16 protein-coding genes are annotated in these 17,711 nt (G+C 41.8%); 4 read left to right on the top strand and 12 right to left on the bottom strand.

Features of this window, described 5'->3' with window-relative positions:
- The 5 genes from pfkA to dnaE all read right to left on the bottom strand — a co-directional run bounded on the left by pfkA (position 1) and on the right by dnaE (position 8,154).
- On the bottom strand, positions 1 to 960 hold the full coding sequence (pfkA, locus tag NSS80_RS14225; RefSeq protein ID WP_024424794.1) for a 6-phosphofructokinase: 960 nt from the start codon (positions 958 to 960) through the stop codon (positions 1 to 3).
- Between the two features lie 342 nt (positions 961 to 1,302).
- Positions 1,303 to 2,280 (bottom strand): acetyl-CoA carboxylase carboxyl transferase subunit alpha, encoded by a 978-nt coding sequence (gene accA, locus NSS80_RS14230; protein ID WP_024424795.1) that lies wholly within the window; start codon positions 2,278 to 2,280, stop codon positions 1,303 to 1,305.
- Positions 2,265 to 3,140 (bottom strand): acetyl-CoA carboxylase, carboxyltransferase subunit beta, encoded by an 876-nt coding sequence (accD, locus tag NSS80_RS14235; RefSeq protein WP_342498332.1) that lies wholly within the window; start codon positions 3,138 to 3,140, stop codon positions 2,265 to 2,267. The genes accA and accD overlap by 16 nt, the downstream gene beginning before the upstream one ends.
- Positions 3,141 to 3,444: 304 nt before the next feature.
- Positions 3,445 to 4,677, bottom strand: coding sequence for a malic enzyme-like NAD(P)-binding protein (locus NSS80_RS14240; RefSeq protein WP_025092260.1), 1,233 nt, complete (start codon positions 4,675 to 4,677; stop codon positions 3,445 to 3,447).
- A 141-nt stretch (positions 4,678 to 4,818) separates the two neighbouring features.
- Positions 4,819 to 8,154, bottom strand: a complete 3,336-nt coding sequence (dnaE, locus tag NSS80_RS14245; RefSeq protein ID WP_041115021.1) for a DNA polymerase III subunit alpha — start codon at positions 8,152 to 8,154, stop codon at positions 4,819 to 4,821.
- Positions 8,155 to 8,291: 137 nt separating this feature from the next.
- On the opposite strand from dnaE, the gene NSS80_RS14250 reads away from it, so the two are divergent.
- From NSS80_RS14250 to NSS80_RS14260, 3 genes are all read left to right on the top strand, one after another.
- A complete protein-coding gene (locus NSS80_RS14250; RefSeq protein WP_024424798.1) occupies positions 8,292 to 8,633 on the top strand; it encodes a YtrH family sporulation protein in 342 nt (113 codons plus the stop codon).
- Positions 8,630 to 9,133, top strand: a complete 504-nt coding sequence (gene ytrI / locus NSS80_RS14255; protein ID WP_024424799.1) for a sporulation membrane protein YtrI — start codon at positions 8,630 to 8,632, stop codon at positions 9,131 to 9,133. Before NSS80_RS14250 ends, ytrI begins: the two co-directional genes overlap by 4 nt.
- Positions 9,134 to 9,241: 108 nt before the next feature.
- On the top strand, positions 9,242 to 9,427 hold the full coding sequence (locus NSS80_RS14260; RefSeq protein WP_003216400.1) for a hypothetical protein: 186 nt from the start codon (positions 9,242 to 9,244) through the stop codon (positions 9,425 to 9,427).
- 52 nt (positions 9,428 to 9,479) lie between these two features.
- Here the strand turns inward: NSS80_RS14260 and NSS80_RS14265 are convergent, their stop codons facing one another.
- Positions 9,480 to 10,421 carry a bifunctional oligoribonuclease/PAP phosphatase NrnA gene (locus NSS80_RS14265; protein ID WP_024424800.1) on the bottom strand — a complete coding sequence of 314 codons (942 nt, stop codon included), beginning with the start codon at positions 10,419 to 10,421 and terminating at the stop codon, positions 9,480 to 9,482.
- 147 nt (positions 10,422 to 10,568) lie between these two features.
- Here NSS80_RS14265 and NSS80_RS14270 point away from each other — a divergent pair, with 147 nt between their 5' ends.
- Positions 10,569 to 10,871, top strand: a complete 303-nt coding sequence (locus tag NSS80_RS14270; RefSeq protein WP_003216665.1) for a YtpI family protein — start codon at positions 10,569 to 10,571, stop codon at positions 10,869 to 10,871.
- Between the two features lie 37 nt (positions 10,872 to 10,908).
- Here NSS80_RS14270 and NSS80_RS14275 read toward each other — a convergent pair whose 3' ends face one another.
- The 6 genes from NSS80_RS14275 to NSS80_RS14300 all read right to left on the bottom strand — a co-directional run bounded on the left by NSS80_RS14275 (position 10,909) and on the right by NSS80_RS14300 (position 17,585).
- Positions 10,909 to 12,231, bottom strand: a complete 1,323-nt coding sequence (locus NSS80_RS14275; RefSeq protein ID WP_041115019.1) for a CBS domain-containing protein — start codon at positions 12,229 to 12,231, stop codon at positions 10,909 to 10,911.
- 148 nt (positions 12,232 to 12,379) lie between these two features.
- Complete coding sequence (locus tag NSS80_RS14280; protein WP_024426146.1) at positions 12,380 to 13,063, bottom strand: metal-dependent hydrolase; 684 nt, start codon at positions 13,061 to 13,063, stop codon at positions 12,380 to 12,382.
- 65 nt (positions 13,064 to 13,128) lie between these two features.
- Positions 13,129 to 13,884 carry an SDR family oxidoreductase gene (locus NSS80_RS14285; protein WP_034624202.1) on the bottom strand — a complete coding sequence of 252 codons (756 nt, stop codon included), beginning with the start codon at positions 13,882 to 13,884 and terminating at the stop codon, positions 13,129 to 13,131.
- A 95-nt stretch (positions 13,885 to 13,979) separates the two neighbouring features.
- Positions 13,980 to 14,885, bottom strand: a complete 906-nt coding sequence (locus tag NSS80_RS14290) for an aminoglycoside phosphotransferase family protein (RefSeq protein ID WP_342498333.1) — start codon at positions 14,883 to 14,885, stop codon at positions 13,980 to 13,982.
- A gap of 118 nt (positions 14,886 to 15,003) precedes the next feature.
- The gene (argH, locus tag NSS80_RS14295; protein WP_342493630.1) at positions 15,004 to 16,377 is read right to left on the bottom strand and encodes an argininosuccinate lyase; all 1,374 of its coding nucleotides are present in this window, start codon (positions 16,375 to 16,377) and stop codon (positions 15,004 to 15,006) included.
- Positions 16,374 to 17,585 (bottom strand): argininosuccinate synthase, encoded by a 1,212-nt coding sequence (locus NSS80_RS14300; protein WP_024424806.1) that lies wholly within the window; start codon positions 17,583 to 17,585, stop codon positions 16,374 to 16,376. The genes argH and NSS80_RS14300 overlap by 4 nt, the downstream gene beginning before the upstream one ends.
- Positions 17,586 to 17,711: the final 126 nt, after the last annotated feature.

Below are 17,711 nucleotides of genomic sequence, written 5' to 3' on the forward strand. Positions count from 1 at the left end.
TTATATAGAGAGCTCTTGTGAAAGTCGGTACATATTTTTATCGACTGTATGTTTTTTATCTAAGATTTCTAAAATATCGTGATGAACGAGTTCATTGCTTTGAATGCCTACACAGCGTCCGCCTTGTCCTTCAAGAAGAAGCTCGACTGCATATGCTCCTAAACGGCTTGCCAGTACACGGTCAAACGCACTCGGAGAACCTCCGCGCTGAATATGCCCTAAGACAGATACACGTGTTTCAAGGCTTGTCTCCTCTTCAATCCGCTTACCAAATTCAACACCGCTGCCTACGCCTTCTGCAACGATGATGATACTATGCTTCTTGCCGCGTTCGTGACCTCTTCTTAACCTAGCAATAATTTCGTCCATGTCATAGTCTGCTTCAGGAATCAAAATAGATTCGGCTCCGCCCGCAAGACCTGACCAAAGGGCAATATCACCAGCATGTCTTCCCATTACTTCCACTACGTATGTACGTTCATGAGATGTGGCTGTATCACGAATTTTATCAATGGCATCAATGACAGTATTCAGTGCTGTATCAAAGCCAATAGTGAAATCAGTACCTGGAATATCGTTGTCAATCGTGCCTGGAACACCTACACATGGAAAACCGAGCTCTGTTAATTTCTTCGCTCCCATAAATGACCCGTCTCCACCAATGACTACAAGTCCTTCAATACCGAATTTTTTTAAGTTTTCAATTCCTTTTTCACGACCTTCAACTGTCTTGAATTCAGGACATCTTGCCGTGTAAAGTTTTGTTCCTCCACGATGAATGATATCGCCTACTGAACCTATTTCGAGTTTCTCAATTTTACCGTTAATTAGACCTGAGTATCCATTATAAATACCGTAAACTTCAACATTATGGTAAATTGCTTTCCTTACAACTGCGCGCACAGCTGCATTCATTCCTGGGGAATCCCCACCGCTTGTTAAAACTCCTATACGCTTCATCTTTTTCACCTCAGAGACCATATATGAATTAAACATACCATTTCCACTGCTTGAAAACAATCATGAGCAAATTTGGATGTTTTCAATACGAATTTCTAAAACCGTACTTATTATACAATTAAATAAACCGTTTTTAAACAAAAGTTAAGAACGTCATGAAAGCAAATCTCTCTGAAATCTGTGAAGGGAGGTGCTATAAACCTTATCATATCAAGGTTTTCAGACGTTTCAAATTTTATGAAAACAAAAGAAAATTATTTTCAAATAGCGCTTACATGAAGTCGGTTTTCATGAAAAAAGATGAAAAAAAATAAACGCCAGCCAAAATGGCTGTACGTTTATTTAGTTTACCCCAATATATTGATTTTCAATCGATACTTTCCCGATTGCTTTATATTTTTCATATCTTTGTTCGACTAGTTCTTCAGGTGTTAGTTTGAGCAAAGATGTAAGTGACTGTTTTAATGTTTTTTCCATGTAAGCTGCTTGTTGTTTCACGTCTCGATGTGCTCCACCTTGCACTTCTTTAATAACATCATCTATAATATCTAATTCTTTTAGGTCTGGAGCGGTAATTTTCATTGATTCTGCAGCTTTTTTCGCAAGTGATGAGTCCTTCCAGAGCAGCGCTGCTGCACCTTCAGGTGAAATCACTGAATACGTTGAGTTTTCTAGCATGAATAGGTGGTTTCCTACGCCTAAGCCTAGTGCGCCGCCGCTTCCGCCTTCTCCAATGACAATACAGACAACTGGTACACGAAGTCCTGCCATTTCGAATAGGTTTTTCGCAATTGCTTCACTTTGTCCGCGCTCTTCAGCTGCTTTACCAGGATAAGCTCCTTTTGTATCAATAAAGCAAATGATCGGGCGATTAAATTTATCTGCTTGTTTCATCAAGCGCAGCGCTTTACGATAGCCTTCTGGATGAGGCATTCCGAAATTACGGCGCAAGTTTTCTTTTGTATCTTTACCGCGCTGATGGCCAATAACAGTGACAGGAAGCCCTTTAAACGTGGCAATTCCTCCAACGATCGCTTCATCATCACCATAAAAACGGTCACCGTGACATTCGAAAAAGTTGTCAAACAGCTCTTGAATGTAATCGAGAGTTGTTGGGCGCATCGCATGCCGAGCAATCTGCACTCTGTCCCACGGCTTTAAATTTGTATAAATGTCTGCTTCAAGCTTGCTCAGACGTGTTTCAAGGCGCTCAATTTCTGCACTTAAATCCATTTCTGAGTTTTGTGTGAACTTTTTCAGTTCATCAATTTTCGCTCGAAGTTCAATGACAGGTTTTTCAAATTCTAGTTCTCCAGCCACTCTCGTTCACCTCCTGTGCTGTGTAGTGCTAAGATTCGGCCTAGTGTTTCTTTCATTTCTGCACGATGGATGACAGCATCAAGCTGTCCATGCTTCATTAAAAATTCAGCCGTCTGGAAGTCCTCTGGCAGGTCTTCACGAATCGTTTGTTCAATGATTCTTCGTCCTGCAAAACCAATTAAAGCACCAGGTTCTGCAAAATTGTAATCACCGAGAGACGCAAAACTAGCTGATACACCGCCAGTTGTTGGGTTCGTCATCACAGAGATAATCAAACCTAGATCCTCGCTGAACAGTTTTAATGCTGAACTTGTTTTTGCCATCTGCATGAGACTAAGAATTCCCTCTTGCATTCTCGCTCCGCCAGATGCAGTAAAGATAATAAAAGGCACCTTGTCCGCTTTTGCTTTCTCGATCGCCAGCGTGATCTTTTCACCAACAACGGATCCCATGCTGCCCATACGGAACGTGGCATCCATGACAGCAATCACAGCACTTTGGCCTTCAATTTCACCTTTACCTGTGACAATGGCTTCATTCAAAGATGTCTTTTCTCTGTCTTTCTCAAGCTTTTCTTCGTAGCCTGGGAAACCGAGCGGGTTTGCTGAAATGAGGTGCCCGTTAAATTCTTCAAATGTGCCTTCATCTACAAGGCTTTCAATACGCTGTTTTGCATTCATTTGCAAATGTCTGCCGCAATTCATACAAACACGTAAATTTTTATCTAGTTCTTTGGTGAGCATTATTTTTTTACATTGCGGACATTTGGTCATGATGCCTTCAGGCACATCTTGACTTGCCTGTTCAGAGGGTACAGATGCATATTTTTTCTTTTTACTGAAAATATTCTTGATTGACAAATGACTACCTCCCTTTTTGAAGGGTTTTTTCTTTACACGCACATCCACTATTATAGGACATGTCATAACTGTACCGAAACTATTGTACTTTTTTTGTCAAACGCTGTCATCCTTCATTCAATTTTTTCAGTGGGGAATTGATGAGAAATGAGTATGTGTTTGGGGCGCTGAGCAGTTGATATGTTTGAATTGTGAACGTCTACAAAAAAATCTCATTCCGGATGAAAAATTTTTCGCATAAGAGAGGAAATGGTGCACGTTTTTCCTCCAATTTCAGAAAGAACGTGCACACTTTTCCAGTTGATTATTCGCCGATAATCGTTAATTTTCTTGTTTTTTCAGCGACAGCTTCTGGGTCGACCTTGATTCTTGCAACGCCAGTTTCCATTGCTGCTTTTGCCACCGCTTTTGCTACCGCTGGTGCTACGCGTGCATCAAATGGTGCAGGGATGACATATTCAGCTGACAATTCTTCATCTGAAACAAGAGACGCAATTGCTTCAACAGCTGCGATTTTCATTTCTTCGTTAATGTGAGTTGCACGTACATCTAATGCTCCGCGGAAAATTCCTGGGAATGCCAGTACGTTGTTCACTTGGTTCGGGAAGTCAGAACGGCCAGTTCCTACAACACTTGCACCTGCTGCATGTGCATCTTCTGGCATGATCTCTGGATTTGGATTAGCCATAGCAAAGATGACAGGATCTTTTGCCATTTTTCCAACCATTTCTTTTGTTAAAGCGCCTGCTACAGAAACCCCGATAAAGACGTCTGCACCTTCAATGACCTCTTCTAATGAACCTTCTTTGCGGTCTTGGTTCGTGAATTTAGCTACTTCGTTTTTCACTGCATTCATACCGTTCGGGCGGCCTTCGTAAATAGCACCTTTCGTATCACACATAATGATATCACGTACACCGAAATGATAAAGAAGCTTGATAATCGCAATTCCTGCTGCCCCGGCGCCGTTTGCCACTACTTTGATTGAAGACATGGATTTTCCAGATAGCTTCAGTGCATTCACAAGTCCTGCTACTGTCACAATGGCTGTTCCGTGCTGATCATCGTGGAAAACTGGAATGTTTGTCTCTTTTTTCAAGCGCTCTTCGATGATAAAGCAGTTAGGTGCTGCAATATCTTCAAGGTTCACACCGCCAAAAGTCGGCTCAAGAAGCTTCACTGTTTCAACGATTTTGTCAACATCGTTCGTTGCAAGCGCGATTGGGAAAGCATCTACGCCTGCAAAACTTTTGAATAATACAGCTTTCCCTTCCATTACTGGAAGAGATGCTTCTGCGCCAATATTTCCAAGCCCTAAAACAGCGCTTCCGTCTGTGACAACAGCGACCATATTGCCTTTCATTGTATAATCATACACTTTGCTTGTGTCGTCATAAATATCTTTACATGGTTCTGCAACACCAGGTGAATAAGCCAAGCTCAAGTCTTTCGCATTTTTCACTTGTACTTTTGATTTTGATTCGAGTTTGCCTTGATTCTCTTTGTGCATATGTAATGCTTCTTCTCTTAATGACATGTGATGAACACTCCTTCAAGTGGAAAATGATTTAATGATTTGCTAAGTTGATAAGCACATACTGGCAGTTTTAAATACACAGAATCTTTAAAATGATAACACAATAGGTGAATTTGTAAAACATATTCAGGCGATTTGTCATCATTTAATCACAACGTTTTGTTCACCGAGCAGCTCTTTTAACTGGAAAATCACAGCATGATTTGCATGAACTTTGTATGCATCTGGAAGTCTCATCGTCTTTTTTTGCTTCTCATAATACAAATAGACATCTGCTTCTCCGCTGTGCATCGAGAGGACTCGTTTTACTTGCTCTAGCAGCTCCTGCGTATGATTCTCTTCTTTGACCCGAATGTAGACAGACTCTTTTCTTTTTGCGTCCATCTCTTCCAGCAAAGCAGCTTCTTGCACGATGATTTGACTGCTGTCATTTCTGACCTCTACTCTGCCTTCAACATAAAGCATGGTGCCCTCCTCAAGTAAGGGGGACAGCTTTCTAAATTGCTCTGGAAAGACGACGCCTTCCATTTCTCCCGTTTCATCCCCAAATGTAACAAATGCCATCGATTGTCCATTTTTTGTCCGAATCGATTTCACTTTTGTCAAAAGACCACCCATTGAGATTTTACGCTTTATATAGGAAGAAAGTCTGATGATTTCCACTGCACCATTCTCTCTTAAGCGGTCTCGGTACGCTTGTACTGGATGATTTGATAAATATAAACCGAGTGCCTCTTTTTCAAATTGCAGGAGGTCAACAAGCGGCATTTCTTCTATCTCCGCATATTTTGGCTTAATGGAGAAGGTTGTATCCCCAAGAAAGTCCAGCTGATCCTCTGGATTTAAAAATGACACGTGGTCTAACGCAATATCTATCGATGCTAATAACGAAGCACGATTGGGATAAAATTCATCCATCGCCCCTGAAAAAATGAGCGCTTCAATCGTTTTTCGGTTGACACTCTTTGGTGATACTCTTGCGCAAAAATCAAATAAATCTTCAAACGGCTTTTCCTGTCTTGCTCTGTATATATCCTTTACAGCTGACACTCCGACATTTTTGATCGCTCTTAAGCTGTAGCGGATCTCCCCTTTTTCAACCGTAAATGGAAACTCACTCTTATTAATAGAAGGCTTCAACACAGATATCCCTTTTTCCTTCGCCTCATAGAAATATTGAGCAACTTTGTCTTCATTTCCAATTACACTCGTTAAAAGACCGCACATAAAATATAACGGATAATGCGCTTTTAAATAAGCAAGCTGAAAGCCAATCATGCTATATGCAACAGCATGGCTTCTATTAAAACCATAGTTTGCAAATTTGACGATTAAGTCATAAACGTCATTTGCAATGTTAACAGGATACTCCTTTTTTAGGCATCCTTCAACAAAATGGCTTCGCTCTTCATCAAGGACCTTTTTATCCTTCTTCGAAACAGCTCTTCTTAATAGATCTGCCTCGCCCAGCTGAAAACCAGCCATCTTCGCTGCAATCAGCATGATTTGCTCCTGATAGACGATGACCCCATATGTATCCTTTAATATGTCATACAAATCAGGATGAGGATAGGAGACCTTGACTCTGCCATGCTTTCGGTCGATAAAAAGCGGGATATTTTCCATTGGACCTGGACGATAGAGGGCATTGACCGCCACGATATCTTCTAAACTAGACGGCTTCAGGCGTCTCAGCACCTGTCGCATTCCCTGTGATTCAAGCTGGAATATTCCAGTTGTATCTCCGGCGGATAACAATTCAAACGTTTTCTGATCCTCGTATGAAATGTCACTAAAGTTAATGTGGACGTTTTCCTGTCTTTCAATCTGGTTTTTAATGGATTCAATTAATGTTAAGTTTCTGAGCCCTAAGAAATCCATCTTTAAAAGTCCAAGGTCTTCTAAATAATTCATGGCGTACTGCGTTAAATACACACCTTCATGGCCGTCTTGAATCGGAACGACCTCTGTCAGCGGCTCTTCGCTCAGCACAACGCCAGCTGCATGTGTCGAGGTGTGTCTTGGCAAGCCTTCTACTTTTAAAGCCGTTTGGAAGACCTTTCGAAGCTCTTCGGATTGCTGAAGCATCGTTTTTAATTCAGAAGATGCAGTCACCGCTTCTTTCAGCGTCGTTCCTGGCTTTGATGGAATCAGCTTGGCAAGACGGTCCGCTGCTTTTGAATCAATTCCCATCACACGTCCAACATCCCTTAAAGCAGCTTTTGCTGCAAGTGTTCCAAACGTGACAATTTGCGCCACATGCATGTCTCCGTATTTGTCTTTTACATAAGAAATGATTTCATCTCTTCTCGTATCGGGGAAATCAATATCAATATCTGGCATACTGATCCGCTCTGGATTTAAGAAACGCTCAAATAAAAGACCGTGACGGATCGGATCGACATCCGTAATAAACAGAACATAAGCAACAAGTGAACCCGCTGCTGATCCCCGTCCAGGGCCTGTGACAATCCCTTTGTCATGCGCATACTTCATAAAATCCCACACAATGAGAAAATAATCACTGAAATTCATTTTTTGGATAATGCTCAGCTCATATTCAAGCCTTTTAACATACATGTCATTTGAAGCAATCTTTCTTTGCTTCATCCCTTCTGCGCACACTCTGCGTAAAAACTGATCTGCTGTTGATTGATCAGGAGTTGGATAGGATGGAAGTTTTGTCTGCCCAAGATTTAAATCGACTTCACAGCGGTCTGCAATCTCCACCGTTCTTGTCAGCAGCTCTCGATCATCTCTATACCATTCCAACATTTCTTCAAAGGATTTGAAATGCTTTTCTCCTCGGTCTTCCTCTATCTCTGAAAGCTGCTTACCTGCTTTAATCGCCTTTAAGCACGTATAAGCCATTTTGTCTTCTCGATTGATATAGTGAACATCACCCGTCGCAACAAGAGGAATGTCTGCACTTTGTGAGACGTCCCGCAGTTTGCCGGCGAGCGATTCGTCCTGCTGAAATGGCTGAAGTGCGATATACACATGTCCCTCGCCGAATATATGCTTCAATTGTTTGGCGGCTTCACGCGCTTCTTCTAACTGATCATGCTGCAAAAGCGTTTCAATATACCCAGATGCGCCTGGTGTGATGGCAATGAGCCCGCGGTGATAGCTTTTGAGCCACTTTTCTTTCAGACCGGCTTTTGATTTTGATTTCAGCACACTGCTGATTTTGATCAGGTTTTGATAGCCTTCATTGTTTTTTGCAAGGAGTACCAAGGGATAAGCCTCTGTCTCTTGTTCATCTATGAAGACAGAAGCTGTTAAACCGATAACCGGCTTGATGCCATGTTTTTTACATTCCTTATAAAATTCAACCGTGCCATACATCACATGGTCATCGGTAAGAGCAAGCGCCTTGCAGCCAAGTTCTTTTGCTTTCAGCACAAGCTCCTTTACTTTAGCTGCACTGCTTAATAAGCTGTATCCACTGTGGACCTGAAGATGAACATAAGACATGCTTAATCCACTCCTTTCGTCTAAAGTCATTCTTTCATTATAAAACGCGATGCGATGAGAAACAAATGTTCTTTCTTTTCTGTCCGTTCATACTTGTCCAGCACACGCCATATATTGAATAGAGTGAGGTGGACAAAATGGATGTGAAGGAAGCTTTTATTCCGAATTTTATCAGCTGTTATTTTATCGCCCTTGGGGTCATTTTGGGTGGTGCTATCATAGGCGGTGTTGGTGCGTATTTATCTGGTCAGCCGCCTTTATCCATTATTACTAGTCTTGCCAACCGTTTAAAGATTTGGGCGCTTGTCGCCGCTATCGGCGGAACATTCGATGCTGTTTATAGCTTTGAACGAGGCATTTTCGAAGGAAACACGCGTGATATTTTCAAGCAGATTTTATTAATTATCTCTGCCATGGGCGGTGCACAAACGGGGTATCTCATTATTACGTGGCTCACCCAGGAGCATGTGTCATCATGAGGGTGCCGGAGCTGTATAAACGCCCAGGCTGGCAGCGTTTTTTTGCAGGAATGATGTTTGGTGCGATTATAAGCTGGCTCATTTTTCTCTTTACATACGGAACCTTTCAGGAAAAGCAAGTGACACTGCTGAGAAGCCAGCAGCATCATATGGACAGTCTGAAAGAACAAATCACACTCTATCGGGAAGATTTGCATAAGTTAAATGAGGATAATAAGAAGCGGCTGCTGATTCAAAGCGTAGATGTTCATCTCGTGAATCGTGAGCAGTATAAAATCCCAGAGCCAGATACGCTAAAGTTTGAAGATCAGGTCAAGGAGGATATCTCAGAAGTCATTACAAAGGATATTGAAAGTGTCTATAAAACAAAGGAATTACTAAAACGGACAGTGGAAAATAAAGAATATACCATTCGGGAAAAGGCATATCGCGCGAAAGTGACAGAGCTGACAATTTATACGAAGCTTTCACTTGAAGTACGTATTTCATTTGCTGAATAAGGAGGTTGTGGAATTTTTATGAATTTCTGCCCTCAATGATCGCTTTTCACGCTTCATTTTTATACACTAAAAGTAGAACGAGATCTTAAATAGAAAGAGGTGAGGACAATGGAGGTTTACAGCTATCGTCAAATGGCACGAGACAAAGCAAGCCGGATCAAAGACGGCATGTGCGCCTATGCTGAGACAGAAATGATGGCTCATTTAATTAAAAAAGAATTAAAGCATCAAAATCTCCAAGCCTATGAAGATTCAACAGACATCGGCTGCTGGTTTATCCCTGTATGCAAGTAACCCTTTTCTCCATGACAAAAAAGAGAGAAGGGACTTAAGTATCCCTCCTCTCTTATGATGATGATTTACATACTTCCTCTAAATCACGCAAAATCTCATCTGCTACTGCCCAATCATAAATGGACGCACCGGCTGCAAGCGGGTGGCCGCCGCCATGATATTTTTTCGCAATGGTGTTAATGACGACGCCTTTAGAGCGGAATCTAACACGAATCTGATCGTTTTCTTCCACAAAAAAGACCCATGCCTTAATGCCTGCAATATTTCCTAGTGTCCCAACAAGCTGTGAGGCTTGCTGCGCTGTTGTTTGGAACGATTCCAAAATTTCACGCTTAATGAAAACAGATGCAACCCCGTTCTCTGACAAAGAAATATGTTGAAAAATATAACCATTTAATTTCACGACATTCAAATCTGTCTCATACAATTGATTGAAAAGATCTGAAGATGAAAATGGATATTCGATGAGTTCACCTGCATATTTGAGTGTCTTTTTCGTTGTGTTTGGGAAAAGGAAGCGGCCTGTGTCTCCTACAATGCCGGCATAGATCAATTCAGCCGCCTTTGTATTCAGCTGATATCCTTCTTCTTTCCCCTCTAAGTACAATTCATAAATCATCTCGCTCACAGAGCTTGCCTCTGTATCCACCCAAAGCAAATCACCATAAGGATCTTCATTTGGATGATGGTCGATTTTCATCAGCTTATCGCCCATTAAATAGCGCTGATCATCGATTCTTGCTTGATTGGCCGTATCACAGACAATGACAAGGGCCCCTTTATACACGTCGTCTGGTACCTCATCGAGTTCATATAAAAATGAAAGGGATGGCTCAGGCGTTCCTGTCGCATAAATATTTTTTTCTGGATAGGTGGCACGCAAGATTTCCGTAAGGCCGCACTGCGATCCATACGCATCAGGATCTGGTCTTACATGTCTATGGATGATGATGGTGTCATATAATGATATGGTTCTAATCAGTTCTTTTTTCATAAAAACTCCTTCTCATGCGATACTCTTTTTATTATTAAATCATAATCTATCGTGACGGAAAAGTGAGGAATAGACAATTTATTCTAGTAAGCAAGCCTATTTACGTTTAAAATAGGGTTGTAACCACTTACAATGGAGGCTTGGCACATGCTTGTTTTGATTGTGTTTATTATTTGTTCTGCCATGTTTTATTTATACTACAAAGCAAAAAATGTCCGTACGAACCGGCCAGTCGAGAAAAAATTCTGGTCGGCGAAATCCAGTATGGCACTTGGCTGCTTTGTCCTGCTCTTCGGTGTGAATCAATTATTTTTAAACCGCTCGTCACTCGCATTTGTCATCGGATTTATTTTTGTTGCCGTCGGTATCGGCAGTACTTGGGCTGGGTATAAAGCCTACAAGCATTACCTTCCGCTCTTCTTAAAGGAAGGCGAAAAAGATCACGCGTAATAAGGAAAGGGGCGACATAAGTTCGCCCTTTTTATCATTATCCCCTCTCCATCAGCTGCACCATCAGCATCGCTTTGCCTACGATATTCGATTGGTGATAAACCTCCACTTCCAGCTTTCCAAACTTGCGTCCTACTTCTAAAATATTCGGCTTAATCTGGATTGTGGATTCCATTTGGACCGGTTTTAAGAAATAGACAGAGAGACTCTCGACGATCAGTTCGCCCTTTTTATGAGATTTTAAGAAGCGGTTGGCAGATTCGATTAAAATTTGTGTGAACACCCCATATGAAATGTTTCCAAGCTGATTCGTCATTTGCGGGGTAACCTCGTATTGATAAACCGCATCCGCTTTTGGTTTCTCTGTATCGGTTTCTTTAAACCCTCTTGAGACAACATCATCCAGCTTTTCTCCGACCTGCGGCTGCTTTTGAATCATTTGGAGCGCCTTGAGCACATCCTGACGGCTGATCATACCGATCAACTTCGCATGATCATCCACAACTGGCAGCACCTCAATGCCTTCCCACACCATCATTTGTGCAGCTGAGGCGACAGATGTCTTGCCAATGACCGTCAGCGGATTTTTCGTCATCACTTTTTCAATCGGTGTGGAGCGGTCATGCCCCGCAATATCCTTTGAGGTGAGGATTCCGTGAATCTTCATTTGATCATCTGCGACCGGGAAACGGCCGTGGCCAGTTTCATAATTCTTTTCATACCATTTTTCAAGCTTATCCTCTGGTGATAAATACACGGTGCGTTCAATCGGCGTTAAAATATCTTCTACAAGCACAATTTCTTTTTTAATTAATTGGTCATAAATGGCTCTGTTAATGAGGGCCGCTACGGTAAATGTATCGTAGCTTGTCGATAAAATCGGCAGCTCCAGCTCATCTGCGAGCTGAATGATTTCATCATCTGTTGAGAATCCGCCTGTGACCAGCACAGCCGCCCCTGCCTCTAATGCCTGTCTGTGGGCATTGATTCGGTTTCCGACGATGAGCAGGTTGCCAGCAGCCGTATAGCGCATCATTGCGTCCAGCTCCATCGCTCCAATGACAAATTTGTTTAACGTTTTATGTAATCCGGCGCGTCCTCCAAGGACCTGGCCATCAATGACATTGACCACTTCTGCATATGTCAGTTTTTCAATATTTTCTTTTTTCTTTTGTTCAATTCGAATGGTGCCGACTCGTTCAATGGTACTGACGAATCCTTTATTTTCAGCATCTTTGATGGCCCGGTAAGCGGTGCCTTCACTCACTTTCATTTCTTTCGCTATGCGCCGGACAGAGATTTTCTCCCCGACTTCTAATGAATCAATATACGATAAAATTTGCTCATGCTTTGTCGCCAATCCCGTTCACCCTTTTTGTTTTCAGCGTTTTCATCTATGTTTCATTATAAGGGCAGGAGGCTTTTAATAGCAATTTGTCTTTTCTTTCGGCAGATGAAGGCAAATAAAAAAAGCCGGCATTTGTGTGCCAGCTTTTTTCATATGAGGATTAAATGTCGATTGATTCCCCGCTGTTTAACACATGACCGACGCCGCCATGCAGGCTGTCTGCAAACGCATGCGGGTCCTGTTCAATTGGCGGGAATGTGCTGTAGTGAATCGGAACGACCTGTTTTGCCCGCAGCCATTCTGCTGCGATTCTTGCATCTTCCGGTCCCATTGTGAAGTTATCACCAATTGGAAGGAATGCGAGCTCAATATGATTCAGTTCACCGATCAGTTTCATATCTGAAAAGAGTGCAGTGTCTCCTGCATGATAAATTGTTTTACCCTCTGCGGTAAATAAAATACCTGATGGCATCCCTGTATACGTAATTGTCTGTGCCTCTTCATCAATGACAGCTGAACCATGAAACGCTTGCGTGAGCTTCACTTTACCAAATTCAAACTCACGTCCGCCGCCGATATGAAGCGGGTGCGTTTTCACCCCTTGCCAGCTTAAATAAACGGCAAGCTCATTTGGCGCAACGACGAGAGCGTCATTATTTTTAGCAATTTCAATAGTGTCACCAAGGTGATCTCCATGTCCATGTGTCAGTAAAATGACATCCGCTTTCACATCTTGCGGTTTGATCTCTGTGTGCTTATTTCCATTTAAAAATGGGTCAATCCAAATATGATATCCGTTTGTTTCAATGTGTACAACTGAATGTCCATGATATGTAGCTTTCATGTAGTATATCCACCTTTCAATTTTGATCTCATATCATTTATTCCCTCTATAAAAAGCTGAAAAACTTAATGCCTGTGAATCACGTTAAGACCACCTGTTGCTTCAATGACGGTCCCTGTAATGAGATCTGAACGGTCATCGCATAGAAATGAAATGATACGCCCTATATCCTCTCCAGTGCCAGACCTGCCTATCGGCGTTTCATCGTCTTTGATTTGACGGGCTTTCTCTATTGTCGATTCTTTCATGTCTCCAACGATTTTGCCTGGACAAACCATATTAGCAGTGATGCCATTTTCGGCTTCTTCAATCGCAATCGTTTTCGTCAATGACGCAAGGCCCACTTTTGCCGCTCCAAAGGCTGATCTGTGCATCCAGCCTGGCGCATGGTCTGCACCTTGGAAGCCATAAGTGATAATGCGGCCAAAGCCTTGTTTTCTCATCGTTGGGATGACCATTCGGAACAAATGGAATACTGCTGATAGGTTGCCTTCTATCATTTGATACCATTCATCTTCAGAGTAATCCGCCAATTTTTTTCGTTCAAAAATATAAGGACCGGCATTGTTAATCAAGGCATCAATCCGTCCAAATCGCTCTGCTGCCAGCTCTACCATGTTTTTTAAATCTTCTTTTTTTGTCACATCACCTTGGACAAATTGAAGCTTATCTTCGTACTGGTGTAATTCTTCTTTCATCTGCCGGACAGCTTCATCATCACTTCGATAATTCACTGTCACAGAATACCCCATATTCAGTAAAGACTCGGTAACTTTCCGGCCAAGTCCTTTAGAACCCGCTGTTATTAATGCGTGTCGCACACAATCTCCTCCTAAAGCAAAGGTTGCAAGTTCACGTGTTTCTTTTGTTATCTTTACTTTACTATAAACCGGCATCTGGCGCACTTATGAACCCTTTATCGATATGAGTCAAACAATATAGGGTGATTCATCCACATTTTCAAATCCCATGAGCCATGGATATCGAGCAGCAGAGAAACAAAACGATAGCACTCTCTCACCTCATGAAGATCACGAGGAAGCGGGCAAATCTCTTCATAGCCCAATTGAACATTGCGGGCAGCTTCTTTCGTCAAAAGGTATTCCAATGCAATAAAATCAAACGCAGCTGGTCCATATACGACATATTCTGTATCAACTAAACTCGTCACTTGATCATCTTTTTCAATATATTGAGACGGATCTAAATCAATTAAAATGAGACTTGCTGAATCAGGGGGCTTTAGCTTTTCCATCTTTTGCAGCACAATTTCTGCATAACAGTGAAATTCATGCTGATCAGCGTAATAGCGGCCTATGAGTTTGGATACAGCCTTTTTTAACACAGCATGGAATTCTCTCAAATGCTTCTTTTCAGCTCCGTAGACTGCACCAAAAAAGTCAGTACGATATGAATGAAGATGTGCTAGTTTCCTCCCATAATCCTTATAAAAGTCTGATGAACGTCCCTCAAAAGATGTACAAGGTGTTCCTTCTACTTTTTCCATTACATAAAAATGTCTCCCTGCCTTCTTCACTTTACGAACAACTTCTGGAATATGAAAGGAATTCGTATGAGACAGCTTTTGATTGATTTGATCGATATGCTCTTGTACAGTACGGTCATCTACTCCATAGATCATCTTGATCCCAGACACAAATTCACTTTCTTCTCGTGCAGTTTTAGGAGATTTGACTACATATTCCGTTTTATCTTGTAAGGAGATCAGCCACACATCATTAGCCCGTCCGTTATATTGTTCTCCTAACGTTTTCACTGATTCGATCGGTTGATGAAACAAAGCCTCAAGCGTTTTCTTCATGATCTGCTGTCACTCCCTCTTCTGCTTGGCGACGTATGCTTTCATTTTCTCCAATGTTCATCAATCTCCTTTTTCCATGACAAAAAAACCATCCGTATAAACGAATGGTTTTGATAAGTTATGCCAAGCAGGCTTTTGCTTTTTCTAAAGCGAGCTGAATTTGTTTGAATCCAGTTCCGCCTGCACTTGTTCTTTTTTCAACCGCAACATATGGATCAAGAACAGTGTAAATGTCTTGTTCAAAAAGATCGCTTGCTTCTGTGAATGTTTCAAAAGAAAGATCACTTAGATAGATGCCTTTTTGAATACATGTATACACAAGCTTTCCAACGATTTCGTGTGCTTCACGGAATGGCATGCCTTTTTTCGCAAGGTAGTCAGCCACTTCTGTCGCATTTGAGAAATCTTCTTTTGTTGCCTTTTTCATGACATCTTCGTTCACTGTCATCGTTTGAATCATGCCTGTGAAGATTTGCAGGCTGCCAGCGACGGTTTTCACTGTATCAAACATGCCTTCTTTATCTTCTTGCAGATCTTTGTTATACGTAAGCGGCAAGCCTTTCATAATCGTGAGAAGCCCCATCAGGTTGCCATACACACGGCCTGTTTTCCCGCGGATTAATTCAGCCATATCCGGATTTTTCTTCTGCGGCATCATGCTGCTGCCTGTTGCATACGTATCATCGAGTTCAATGAATTTGAATTCTTGCGAGCACCATAAAATGATTTCCTCACAAAAACGTGAGAGGTGCATCATCACAAGACTGCTATTAGACAAAAACTCTAAAATGAAATCCCGGTCACTCACACCATCGAGGCTGTTTTCGTAAATATGGTCAAAGCCAAGCTGCTCTGCTGTATATTCACGATCAATCGGGAATGTCGTTCCTGCTAACGCTCCGCATCCAAGCGGCGACACGTTAATTCGCTTCAATGAATCTTGAAAGCGCGCTTTGTCACGCTCAAGCATCCAGAAATAGGCAAGCATATGATGGGCAAACGAAATAGGCTGTGCACGCTGCAGGTGCGTATATCCTGGAAAAATCGTTTCAACGTGCTGTTCTGCCTTTTCTACAAGCACCGTTTGAAAGGAAGAGATCAGTTCAATGATATGCTCGACTTGGTTATTCAAATACAAGTGCATATCGGTTGCAACTTGATCATTCCGGCTTCTCGCTGTGTGCAATTTGCCTCCAAGCGGACCAATCTCATCAATGAGCATTTTCTCAAGGTTTAAATGAATGTCCTCATAATCGACTGAGAATTCCAGCTCATCCGCCTCTGCCTTTTTCATGAGCGTATTTAGTCCGTCTTTGATGGCAGCGGCCTCCTCATCACCGAGGATACCGCATTTATTCAGCATACTTGCATGAGCAAGGGAGCCGGTCAGATCTTCTTTGACTAATTGTTTGTCGAAATGAATGGACGCGCCAAACTCATCGACCCATTTTTCTGGTGTTTTTTGAAATCGGCCTCCCCAAAGCTTTTTCATGCTTTAACCTGCTCCTTTTTATTCACGATGCTGTTTACTTTTGTCGGTAAGCCCCAAAGATTAATAAATCCTACAGCTGCATCATGATCGAATTCATCTGCTTTTGTATATGTTGCTAGATTTTCATCATAAAGTGAATATGGTGATTTACGTCCTTCTACAATGGCATGACCTTTAAATAGTTTCACACGTACAACACCTGTTACGTTCTGCTGTGTTTCTTGTAAGAATGCATCTAGTGCTTCTTTAAGCGGTGAGAACCATAAGCCGTTGTATATTAATTCAGCCATTTTTTGTTCAACGATTGGTTTAAAGTGAGCGACTTCTTTGACTAGCGTTAAGTCTTCAAGCTCTTTATGCGCTTTTAGAAGTGTGACAGCACCTGGGCATTCGTACACTTCACGAGATTTGATGCCGACAAGACGGTTTTCAACGTGATCGATTCTGCCAACACCATGCTGTCCAGCGACTTCATTTAAATGAAGGATGAGATCAGATAATGAATACTGGATACCGTCAATGGCTGTTGGTTTTCCTTTTTCAAACGTGATTTCAATGATTTCAGGTGTGTCAGGCGTTTTTTCAAGTGGATTTGTCAGATCGTATGCACCTTCTGGCGGCGCAGCCCAAGGATCTTCTAAAATGCCACATTCGTTGCTTCTGCCCCAAAGGTTTTGGTCGATTGAATATGGGCTGTCTAAATTAATCGGAATTGGAATACCGTGTTTTTGTGCATAATCGATTTCTTCATCACGAGACCATTTCCATTCACGCACTGGTGCAAGAACTTCTAGGTCTGGATTCAACGCTTTAATGGATACTTCAAAACGAACTTGGTCGTTCCCTTTTCCAGTACATCCATGAGCAACTGCTACTGCATTTTCTTTTTCTGCTACTTCCACTAATTTTTTGGCAATAAGCGGACGCGATAGTGCAGATACTAGTGGATATTTTCCTTCATACATTGTGTGTGCTTGTAATGCAGTGAGTGCAAACTCTTCAGCAAATTCTTCTTTTGCGTCAATCATGTATGATTGAACCGCTCCGACTTGAAGTGCTTTTTGTTGAACGAATGCTAAATCTTTTCCTTCACCTACGTCCAGGCAGCAAGCAACGACTTCGTATCCTTGCTCTTGTAACCATTTAACTGCAACAGAGGTATCAAGACCTCCGGAATATGCTAATACGACTTTTTTATTTTGTGACATGATTGAAAAGCTCCTCTCGCTTGTTTTGATTCTGTGAATGTTTTTTGCATAAAAATAAGTTTTAATTTATAAACATGCATTTAGTATGTATACACTGTAACAAGGAAAAATTGTTTTTTCAACCCC

Origin of the sequence: Bacillus sp. FSL M8-0350 (assembly GCF_038593345.1) — a bacterium.
Taxonomy (GTDB): Bacteria; Bacillota; Bacilli; order Bacillales; family Bacillaceae; genus Bacillus; species Bacillus safensis.

Coding starts and splice junctions, on each gene's coding strand:
- argH (WP_342493630.1), bottom strand. CDS start 16,377: ATGAAAAAGCTTTGGGGAGGCCGATTTCAAAAAACACCAGAAAAATGG.
- dnaE (WP_041115021.1), bottom strand. CDS start 8,154: ATGTCTTATGTTCATCTTCAGGTCCACAGTGGATACAGCTTATTAAGC.
- NSS80_RS14250 (WP_024424798.1), top strand. CDS start 8,292: ATGGATGTGAAGGAAGCTTTTATTCCGAATTTTATCAGCTGTTATTTT.
- ytrI (WP_024424799.1), top strand. CDS start 8,630: ATGAGGGTGCCGGAGCTGTATAAACGCCCAGGCTGGCAGCGTTTTTTT.
- NSS80_RS14270 (WP_003216665.1), top strand. CDS start 10,569: ATGCTTGTTTTGATTGTGTTTATTATTTGTTCTGCCATGTTTTATTTA.
- NSS80_RS14280 (WP_024426146.1), bottom strand. CDS start 13,063: ATGAAAGCTACATATCATGGACATTCAGTTGTACACATTGAAACAAAC.
- NSS80_RS14290 (WP_342498333.1), bottom strand. CDS start 14,885: ATGAAGAAAACGCTTGAGGCTTTGTTTCATCAACCGATCGAATCAGTG.
- NSS80_RS14300 (WP_024424806.1), bottom strand. CDS start 17,585: ATGTCACAAAATAAAAAAGTCGTATTAGCATATTCCGGAGGTCTTGAT.
- NSS80_RS14265 (WP_024424800.1), bottom strand. CDS start 10,421: ATGAAAAAAGAACTGATTAGAACCATATCATTATATGACACCATCATC.
- pfkA (WP_024424794.1), bottom strand. CDS start 960: ATGAAGCGTATAGGAGTTTTAACAAGCGGTGGGGATTCCCCAGGAATG.
- NSS80_RS14240 (WP_025092260.1), bottom strand. CDS start 4,677: ATGTCATTAAGAGAAGAAGCATTACATATGCACAAAGAGAATCAAGGC.
- NSS80_RS14260 (WP_003216400.1), top strand. CDS start 9,242: ATGGAGGTTTACAGCTATCGTCAAATGGCACGAGACAAAGCAAGCCGG.